The organism is Paenibacillus sp. LBL, from assembly GCF_029893715.1.
Lineage (GTDB): Bacteria > Bacillota > Bacilli > Paenibacillales > Paenibacillaceae > Paenibacillus_AQ > Paenibacillus_AQ glucanolyticus.
The window spans coordinates 186,263-195,639 of sequence record NZ_JARXYU010000011.1; the positions used below are offsets into that span (position 1 = coordinate 186,263).

Here is a 9,377-nt window from a genome sequence, read left to right on the forward strand (position 1 = left end):
ATGGTCTTATGGAATGACTGTATATAGGCGAAATTGTGACAAAATGAATTTTTAATAAATGTTTGATTGTAAAACAGAGGAAGTCAACGTATACTAATTGATAATGATAATCATTTACGTTACAAGGTGATCACAACAGCCTTTTAATCTATAGACCGGGAGTGAAATGCATGAGTGGGAATGAGATATTTGATGTAACCGTTATTGGTGGAGGACCAGCAGGATTATATTCTGCTTTTTATAGTGGACTGCGTGGAATGAAGACCAAGATTATAGAATATCAACCCATGCTAGGCGGGAAGGTTCACGTCTATCCGGAGAAAATGATATGGGATGTCGGCGGGCTGACGCCGACTCCGGGCGCGAAGCTGATCGAACAGATGGTTCAGCAAGGCTTGACGTTTAATCCCGAAGTGCTGCTAAACGAGAAAGTGGAATCGATTGTCCGTAACAAGGAAGGGCTATTCGAATTACATACCGCGCATTCCGGCGTGCATCTGTCCCGAACGGTTATCGTGGCGGTCGGCGGAGGTATCCTGAATCCGCAGAAGCTGAAGATTGAAGGAGCAGAGCGGTTTGAAGTGTCGAACCTGAATTACACGGTGAAGTCCCTGCAGCATTTCAAGGGCAAGACCGTCATCGTGTCGGGCGGAGGAAATTCGGCGGTGGATTGGGCAAACGAGTTGGAGCCTGTGGCGGAGAAGGTGTTCCTGGCCTATCGCAAGGGCGAATTGTCGGGTCATGAAGCCCAGGTGGAGCAGCTGATGAACAGTACGGCGACCTGTCATCTCAATACATCAATCACGAAGCTTATTGCTTCCGATAATCATGAGGTGATCGAGCGGGTGGAACTGACCAATAACGAGACGGGGGAAGTTTCGTATCTGGCCGTGGACGAAGTCATCATTAACCATGGCTACGAACGGGATATGTCGCTCTTGGAGAACAGCAAGCTCGATATTGAACGGAAAGACGACTACTATATTGCGGGCAACGCAAGCTGTAAATCCTCCGTACCCGGACTGTATGCCGCAGGTGACATCCTGCATTTTGACGGGAAGCTGCACTTGATTGCGGGTGCTTTCCAGGATGCAGCGAATGCGGTGAACAGCGCGAAGCAATTCATTGAACCGGACGCCACAAGTTACGCCATGGTTTCTTCGCATAATGATGTATTTAAGGAACGAAATCGCGAACTAGTGAAGCAATTGATCAATTAGAACGAAGGCATGCCGCTTTATTATAGAAGAGAAGCGAGGGAATCCGAGCTTCTTTTTTTGCGTTCCCCTATTGTTCTGGATAATCCCTGAAGTAATCAACGGGCCGTAGCTGATCAGCTGCGCCATCAGAGTCAGGGCGCCCCTTTGATCTGATTCCCTAAGGAAACCGTCAACAAATGGACGCCCTGCGGTTCTTTCAAAACGTGACAAAACCCATCGCTTTCTTGGCAGCAAGGAGTGTTCCGCTGGCAGTTTGGGCAGCCCGCTGGGCCCCATCTATCAAGATGCGGTCAAGCTCGGAAGAATCCACGATTTGATGGAACTTCTCTTGAATCGGAAGCAGCTTCTCAATGACCACCTCGGCCAATTCCTTCTTGAAGGTGCCATACCCCTGGCCATCATATCGCTTCTCGATGATGGAGATATCTTCCTCGGAGAATACGGAATAGATCTCGATCAGATTGCTGACAGCAGGCTTCTGCTCCCAATCGTGACGAACCTCGCCTTCGGAGTCGGTAACGGCTTTGGAGAACTTCCTGCGGATATCCTCCGGCGAATCCATCATGTGGACGCAGCTGTTCTTGTTGGGATTGCTCTTGCTCATCTTCTTCGATGGATCATCCAATCCCATGACCCGGGAGCCAATATCCTGAATGATCGGCTCAGGGATTATAAACGTGCTGCCAAACCGGTTATTAAAGCGCTCTGCCACATCACGGGTCAGCTCCAGATGCTGTTTCTGGTCGTCGCCGACAGGCACATGCGTTGCTTGATAGAGCAGCACATCGGCAGCCATCAGAACCGGGTACGTAAACAGTGCAGAGCTCACCGTATCTTTGCCGTCCGATTTCTCCTTGAATTGGGTCATTCGCTTTAACTCCCCGAAATGCGCTTGCGTCTCCAGCAACCATCCAAGCTCCGCATGCGCAGGAACCTGCGATTGCAGAAAGATTGTCGCTTTGCGCGGATCAATGCCCGACGCGATGTAGAGAGCGGCAATGTCCCGCGTACGCTGGTGCAGCTTCCTGGGGTCCTGATACACCGTAACCGCATGGAAGTCCGGGACAAAGACATAGGCTTCGTAATCATGCTGCAGATTCACATACTGGCGAAGTGCGCCCCCGTATCCGCCAATATTCAAATCTCCGCTGGGTTTGATACCTGACAATAATCGTTTCATTCACACACCTCCTGATCATTTGGAACAACACAAAAAACACCTCATCCCCTATGGGACGAAGTGTAACTCCGCGGTACCACCCGAATTCGACTGAAGTGTCGCACTTAAGCATGACAGAGGACTTGACTGCTCACTGGTTTCTGTCATCTCTCCCAAGGTAACGGGGGAGCACCGTCAAGGCCTACTGCTCTAGTGTTTCCAGAGGTTCGGGTTGAAGCGAGAAGATCCATTCACATATTCCAGGGTACCGGGCCTCGCACCAACCGCCGGTTCGCTTTAACCTTGGGAATAAGCTACTATTCCTTCTCATAGCCGTGTGGTATGTTGTTCATGAATTTCATCCATCCTGTTCAGCATGAGTGCAGGCAGGATGGATATGATGAGAATCATTACACAGTTGTTATGTGAATGTCAATCAGGAAGGTAACCTTTTTCATATAAAGTGGCACTTCTTTATAGAGACATGATGAAGGGAGGTACGGAAGAAAGTGTTCCAGTGGATCGAGGATGCCAAGAGGGGTAGTGCGGAAGCCCATGAAAAATTGGTCAAACATTATACAGGCATGGCGTTAGCTGTGGCTTACGACAAATTACAGGATCCCTACTTAGCGGAAGATGCGATGCAGGAGGCGTTCACCGAGGCTTTTGGCAATCTCCATAAGCTGCAGGACCCCCGGCGATTTCCCGGATGGTTCAAGGTGATCGTGGAGCGTCAATGCTACAGATACCTGCGCAGAAAACAGTTTCGGACACTGCCGCTCCATGAGCTTGAGCAGCCCATCATTAATCAGCAAAGCTTGGAGTCGATTGTGGAGAGGAGAGAAATGATCGGTCAGTTGCATGGGACGATAGAGGAATTGCCATCGAACATGCGAATTGCGGTCGAGCTATATTATTTTCAGGGCTACAGCCTTCAGGAAATTTCTGAATATTTGGATGTGTCCTTGTCTGCCTTGAAGAAGAGGCTGTTTGATGCACGGCGGAAGCTGAAGAACACGCTTCATGTTGCCGACTTTGTATCGGTGTTCTCTGATCTATATGAGGGAGGTAAACGCATGCTGCATATCGTAAACGGAGATTCGGTTGGAGATAAGCTGAAGCAAGGAAAAGTCCAGGGGGATATTCTGGTTTGGAGGGAGCTGTACTCGTTCGGTCCGGTATTCCCGCAAATGGATGAGCCCGATAACCGAAAGGCAAGGGCGCAGTATTTGGAACAAACGCTTGGAATCCCGCAGAAGGAATATCTGGACACTTGTGAGTTGCAGGAGCAGAAGCTGCAGGATTTTGGAAAATATGATGAAGTTGTCCTTTGGTTTGAGCATGACCTGTTTGACCAGACGATGCTGTCTTATTTGTTGAATTGGTTTAAGGACCGGCCGCTGGGGAATACGAAGCTTAGCCTGCTGTGCATAGGCGCGTATCCCGGTATTGAGCTGTTCCGTGGGTTGGGGCAGCTTAGCTCAGCGACGCTGGAGACTTTGGCGGGTACATGGCACACAATTGGAGATGAGGAGCTAACGCTGGGAAGTAAGGTATGGGAAGCCTACACTTCGGATCAGCCGCAGAAACATCAGCGCATCTTGCAGGATGATTATACGGCGCTGCCGTTTGTCAGAGATGCATTTGAAGCTCACCTGTCACGTCTGCCTTCCGTGAGCAGCGGGCTCGGGATCATCGAGCAGGCCACGTTAGAGGCTGTGGCGGGTGGAATCAACACACCTTATGAGTTATTTCGGAAGGTAGGTGACCAGCTTCATGTACTCGGAATTGGTGATCTGGAGTTCTGGTATTATTTATCCGCGATGACGGAGGGACCGCATGCATTGCTGGACATTAATGGCGCAGCATCGTTTCCAAAATTCAAGGCGAAGGCTCCCGATTTCCGAGATTGCATGCTTCAGGTGACGAGTCTGGGAAGGGATGTATTGGCTGCGAAATCGGACTACGCCCATACAAACATCGTCGATAAGTGGATTGGCGGCCTGCATCTGCAGGGGAAAGCTCCGCTGTGGCGCTGGGACGTGCAGCAAAGAACGATAGTGCTAGCGGGCGAATCAGAATGACATCAGACTAAGGGGACGATCCTGCTTGGAATATTCAGGTGGATCGTCCTTTTTTTAAAAAAACTGATCTTCCGGATGGGGGCGGCCTGAAACAACTCGGTCTCTGGACGGAGCAGGTTCTCATCCCAGGGCGGGAATTCATAGCCGCTTCTTTAGCATACAATGGTGTCAAAGATACGTTCGAAATTTAAATCAAGCTGATAAAGATATGGAGGAAGTGCTTTGGAGAAGGGTGTCTTGATCGGAAAAGGCAGGAGTGCAGAGGTCTATGAATGGGGCGAGTTTCAGGCCTTGAAGCTGTTCTACCAAGGGTACCGTCCAGAATGGATAACGTATGAGGCGGAGATGGGGCGCATTGTTTCGGAAGCCGGCGTGCCGGCACCGGCCGTATTTGGCATGGTGGAGCTCGAGGGGAGGACAGGGCTCGTATATGAACGAATTACAGGGTCCTCGATGCTGCATCAGGTGCAATCGTCCCCGCTCCAGTTAAGGAAATGCGCGCGGGATATGGCACGGCTCCAGCATGCCACTCACGGCTGCACAACAACCATACTGCCGCGGCAAAAAGAAAATTTGGAACATGCCATAATGGATGCCCGCGGCATTTTACAGGATAAAGCTCAGACGATCTGCAAGATGCTGGAGTCTTTGCCGGAAGGGGACTCCATCTGTCATGGAGACTTTCATCCCGACAATATAGTGGTTACGGGGGATGGATGCCGGGCGATTGACTGGAACAACGCCAATGTTGGTAACCCTCTGTGCGATGTCGCCAGGACATCCCTGATGTTTCAGTCACCGTTTAACCCGTTGCAGCAATCAAGGATTATGGCGGTTGTGCTCCGGGCTGCCCGTACGATGTGGAATAGAGTATATCTGAACGAATACTGCCGCCTGTCCCATGCAAAGCGGGAGGATATCCACCGCTGGATGCTGCCGGTAGCGGCAGCCAGATTGAGAGAAGACGTTCCAGGTGAACGGGCATGGCTAATGGAGCTTATTGATGATCGGTTACGTGCGTATGCTTGATGAGCCGGTTATGCCGATCATCTCCAGAGTAGATGCGCCAACAGGCGTAGTCATGCCGATCAGCTGAAAGTAATGGTGCTGTTCCATGGTGCAAGAGATGGCTTTTTGAGCAGACCATCGTATAAGGGCAGCGCCCCGGGCTCCTGACGAGAAAAAAGGGACTCCATCCACATCGGATGGGTCCCTGCTTCTTACGGCTTGGCGGGTCCTTTAATCTTCTCGAAGTACGGAGCCAGCTTGGAGGCGAGCTCCTCAAACTGCTGCTGCTCTTCTTTGGTCAGCTTCTCCTCATGTTTGACCCCATTTTTATCGGTGATCTTCAGCTTTAATTGCATCAACTGCTTGGTCAGCTCCACATACTCCTTGAATTCGTCTTCCGTGAGTTTGTCTTTTGCTGCTTGAAGCATTCCCTCAATCTCTTGATAATCTTCCTGGGTACCGCCGATCTGTTCAATGGTTGTAGAAGAACCGAATATACCATCGGCTAGATAGGAAGAAGCATATACGGCTGACGGAATCAGGATGGCTACTGCGGCAATACCTGCAAGCATGCGTTTTTTCATGGGAGATCTACCTTTCTTTTCGTTCGCATAGTGTTGGTAGGACTGTTTAACACGCCCATACAATTCAGGTGGACAGTGCATCGAATCTGCCACCTGGCGAAGCTCTTCACGTAATTCCTTGTCAATGGACATACGCGTCACCTCCCGTCATCTCGAATCGTTTTCGGAGTTCTTTCAGTGCCAGATGATGCCTGGATTTCACTGTGCCAACGGGGATTTGCAGCATGTCTGCGATTTCTTCCAGAGCATAGTCGTGAAAATAGCGAAGGATAACGACGACACGAAGTTTATACGACAACTGACGGACAAGGCTGAACAGCTCATGCTGCGTTTCGGACCGCAGGACCGCGTTGTCCGTCCAGTCGAACGGTTCGCAAGTCGTCTGGCGGTTTCGTTCAAAGAGGCGAATTCGCCGCCAGGCCTTTCTTTTCCAATCCTGGACAAGCCGGACCGTGATCCCGTGCAACCAAAATCGGAATGGCCGGTTCGGGTCGTACTTGTCCATCGACCGCCACATGCGCATGTAAACTTCATTCACGATATCCTCAATGTCCTGTTTGTTGTAGACGAGAAAAGCAACCGTCCGATAGACGTCTTGATGAGTCGCCTGATAGACAAGCTGAAAGGCCGACTCGTCGCCGAGCTTCGCTTGTTCAAGCCACGGAAGTAACTCTTTATCATTCATTTGGGGCCCCTCCTGAACTTGTTACAACTCTTAATTCGCTCCCGTGGGCAAAAAGGTTCAGTAAGAGAATAAACTTTTTTTTCGATACTCGCTATTTCAGGAATTTTTTCAGGGTGTATCACTAAATTTCATGATGAGGAAAGGCACATTATAGAGAAGGATTGGCACATCTATTAAATATGGAACAGCTTCCGGAAGGCTTGTTTGAACAAAGAGAAGCTGGTGACGAGCTTGACTACCTAGGAGAAGCGGACAAACAACTGGGGAATCGTGCTCGGGTCCTGAAGGGATTTGGTCATCGTCAATTCATGGCGTGATAGACCGAGGCTGAGGTTCCTGTCTGGTAGTAGGGGTAGCTCATATCCGATTTTACGAGCTCCACGGTTGGCGCATCGGTTAACCTTTCAAGCACGAAGAGGCCGAGATCAATGGATGAAGATACCCCTCCGCCTGTAATGAGGCGGCCATCCCGCACGATGCGCGCTTGAACGACCTCCTTGCAGTAGGGTGCCAAAAGATCGTAAGCCGAAGCATTGGAGGTAGCCCGCTTGCCCTCCAGCAAACCGGCTGCCCCAAGCAGCAGTGATCCGGTGCAGACGGAAACGAGATATTTTGCTTCCCGGGCCGTCTGCAGCCATGCGATTACCTCGGAATCCTGTCGCAGCTTCCGCGTGGCAAAGCCGCCGGGAACAAAAACCAGCTCATACTTGGAAAGATCGGGCTTTACCCGGCCGATCACATATTCCAGCCCGCGATCATCGGTAATGTGTGAAGTCATCGCGCAGTAATCCCAGGAGACCTCCGCTTCCGGCCGGATGCGGGAGAGCCTGGTTATGACTTCGGTGAAGCCGATCAGGTCCAGAGCCGTCATGCCATGGAACAGGATGAAAGCCATTTTCATAATAAATACCTTCCTTTCAAAATGTGTTAAACTAATTCTAATCATGAGCTCGGAAAATGGAAGGACCATTTATAGCAACTGTATTAATACAGGGGGATGAGCGGGATGGATACGAAGCATGAACAAATCGTTGCGTATATGATCCGGGAAGTGGAAGAAGGTCATATACGGCCGGGTCATAAGCTGCCATCGATCCGGGCGGTGGCCCACATGTTCTCGTGCAGTCCCAATACGGTCGTTCATGCGTATCAGACCTTGGAACGCGAAGATGTGATCTATGCGGTATCCAAGAGCGGGTACTATCTGGTAGAGGGGAAGGTCCGCTCCCATACACGGACTGAAAGCGGGCCGATCGATTTCGCCTCAACGACACCCAGGGGCGATTTTTTGCCGTTCCAGCAGATCGAGCACTGCCTGCGCCAGGCCATTTCCTTGTATAAGGAGGAACTGTTCGGTTACACCGATCCGCAAGGGATCGCCAACTTGAGGAATGAGCTGCGAAAGCACTTCCATGCGCAGCAGATCTTTGCGCAGCCAGGCCAGATCGTGGTGGTGACAGGCGCTCAGCAGGCCTTCTCGATCCTGACGCGGATGCCGTTTCCGGGGGAGGGGCAGGCAGTTCTTGTGGAACAGCCGACGTATTTTGGGTTCCTGGCGGCCGCGGATGTTGCGGGGTGTCCGGTGATCGGAATCCAGCGGGATGATCAGGGGATTGACCTGGGAGAGCTGGAGGCCCATTTTGGCAGCGGACAGATCAAATTCTTCTTCACGGTGCCGAGATTCCTCAATCCGCTCGGTACGTCTTATTCGCTGGAACAGAAGAAGCGGATTGTGGAGCTTGCGAGTAAGTACGGTGTTTATATCGTGGAGGATGATTATCTTGCGGACCTTGAAGAGGATGCGAAGGCCGATCCATTGTACGCCCTGGACGATGGCAAGCAGGTGATTTATATCAAGAGTTTCTCCAAGACGATTCTTCCGGGGATTCGAATGGGTGCCGCCATCCTCCCCGAACGACTTGTGGACCTGTTCATAAACTACAAGAACGCTGCGGACATAGCGTCGCCGATCCTCTCCCAAGGCGCGCTGGAGCTATACATGAAGAGTGGGATGTATAGGCGCCATGCCACCAGAATCCGTGACCATTACCGAGAGAAGATGCGATATGCTATCGAAGTGTGCGCACGTGTTTTCGGCAGCGGCATTCAATATACGTGCCCTTCCTCAGGCGTGTTCATCACCCTGCAACTGCCGCAGTATGTGAAAGCTTCTGTACTGCAGGATCGTCTGAAGCAGAAGGGGATTTCGGTGACAAACGTGGACCAGCACCTGCTGCCGGAGAATCAGCGGAATGACCGGATCCGGCTATGCATTATCGGCGTGGAGCAGCCTCAGATCGAGGCAGGGTTTATCGTGATTGAGGAGGAGATCCGGCGCTTGGAGCGCAGGGTGCGTTAACAGAGGGGGCTGTATTTGGACTTACAACATGAAGACAAACTAGAGGCAGCGACCTCATGTTAGGCCGCTGCCTCTAGTTTGCTATTAAGAACCCTTCAGATATGTCAGGATATGATTAAATGGATTGTCGATGTAGGAGATATTCAGTCGCAATGATGTACAAGTAAAAGACCCACACCGTCATGAAGTGCACCCCTTAGAATGGACATTGGAATAAACCCCTGGTTTATCCGATGAAATTCTAGGGGGTGCATTTTTGTATGGCAATTAAGGGACAA

The 9,377-nt window shown here is 50.9% G+C and carries 8 protein-coding genes and 1 other annotated feature; of the genes, 4 read left to right on the forward strand and 4 right to left on the reverse strand.

Features of this window, described 5'->3' with window-relative positions:
- Positions 1 to 170 precede the first annotated feature (170 nt).
- The gene (locus tag M2277_RS21695) at positions 171 to 1,220 is read left to right on the forward strand and encodes an NAD(P)/FAD-dependent oxidoreductase (protein ID WP_280755494.1); all 1,050 of its coding nucleotides are present in this window, start codon (positions 171 to 173) and stop codon (positions 1,218 to 1,220) included.
- Positions 1,221 to 1,416: 196 nt separating this feature from the next.
- Here the strand turns inward: M2277_RS21695 and trpS are convergent, their stop codons facing one another.
- Positions 1,417 to 2,400: a tryptophan--tRNA ligase gene (trpS, locus tag M2277_RS21700; protein ID WP_280755495.1), complete on the reverse strand. Its 984-nt coding sequence runs from the start codon at positions 2,398 to 2,400 to the stop codon at positions 1,417 to 1,419.
- A gap of 48 nt (positions 2,401 to 2,448) precedes the next feature.
- Positions 2,449 to 2,719, reverse strand: a binding site (T-box leader).
- A 169-nt stretch (positions 2,720 to 2,888) separates the two neighbouring features.
- Here trpS and M2277_RS21705 point away from each other — a divergent pair.
- Together M2277_RS21705 and M2277_RS21710 are read left to right on the forward strand one after the other, a co-directional pair.
- Complete coding sequence (locus M2277_RS21705; protein WP_280755496.1) at positions 2,889 to 4,463, forward strand: sigma-70 family RNA polymerase sigma factor; 1,575 nt, start codon at positions 2,889 to 2,891, stop codon at positions 4,461 to 4,463.
- 222 nt (positions 4,464 to 4,685) lie between these two features.
- Positions 4,686 to 5,492, forward strand: a complete 807-nt coding sequence (locus tag M2277_RS21710) for a phosphotransferase family protein (RefSeq protein ID WP_280755497.1) — start codon at positions 4,686 to 4,688, stop codon at positions 5,490 to 5,492.
- Positions 5,493 to 5,683: 191 nt separating this feature from the next.
- Here the strand turns inward: M2277_RS21710 and M2277_RS21715 are convergent, their stop codons facing one another.
- From M2277_RS21715 to M2277_RS21725, 3 genes are all read right to left on the reverse strand, one after another.
- Positions 5,684 to 6,187: a DUF3600 domain-containing protein gene (locus tag M2277_RS21715; protein WP_076153011.1), complete on the reverse strand. Its 504-nt coding sequence runs from the start codon at positions 6,185 to 6,187 to the stop codon at positions 5,684 to 5,686.
- Positions 6,177 to 6,740, reverse strand: coding sequence for a sigma-70 family RNA polymerase sigma factor (locus M2277_RS21720; RefSeq protein WP_006207152.1), 564 nt, complete (start codon positions 6,738 to 6,740; stop codon positions 6,177 to 6,179). Before M2277_RS21720 ends, M2277_RS21715 begins: the two co-directional genes overlap by 11 nt.
- 301 nt (positions 6,741 to 7,041) lie before the next feature.
- Positions 7,042 to 7,641: a DJ-1/PfpI family protein gene (locus M2277_RS21725; RefSeq protein WP_280755498.1), complete on the reverse strand. Its 600-nt coding sequence runs from the start codon at positions 7,639 to 7,641 to the stop codon at positions 7,042 to 7,044.
- A gap of 105 nt (positions 7,642 to 7,746) precedes the next feature.
- On the opposite strand from M2277_RS21725, the gene M2277_RS21730 reads away from it, so the two are divergent.
- Positions 7,747 to 9,099 (forward strand): aminotransferase-like domain-containing protein, encoded by a 1,353-nt coding sequence (locus M2277_RS21730; protein ID WP_152827113.1) that lies wholly within the window; start codon positions 7,747 to 7,749, stop codon positions 9,097 to 9,099.
- Positions 9,100 to 9,377 lie beyond the last annotated feature (278 nt).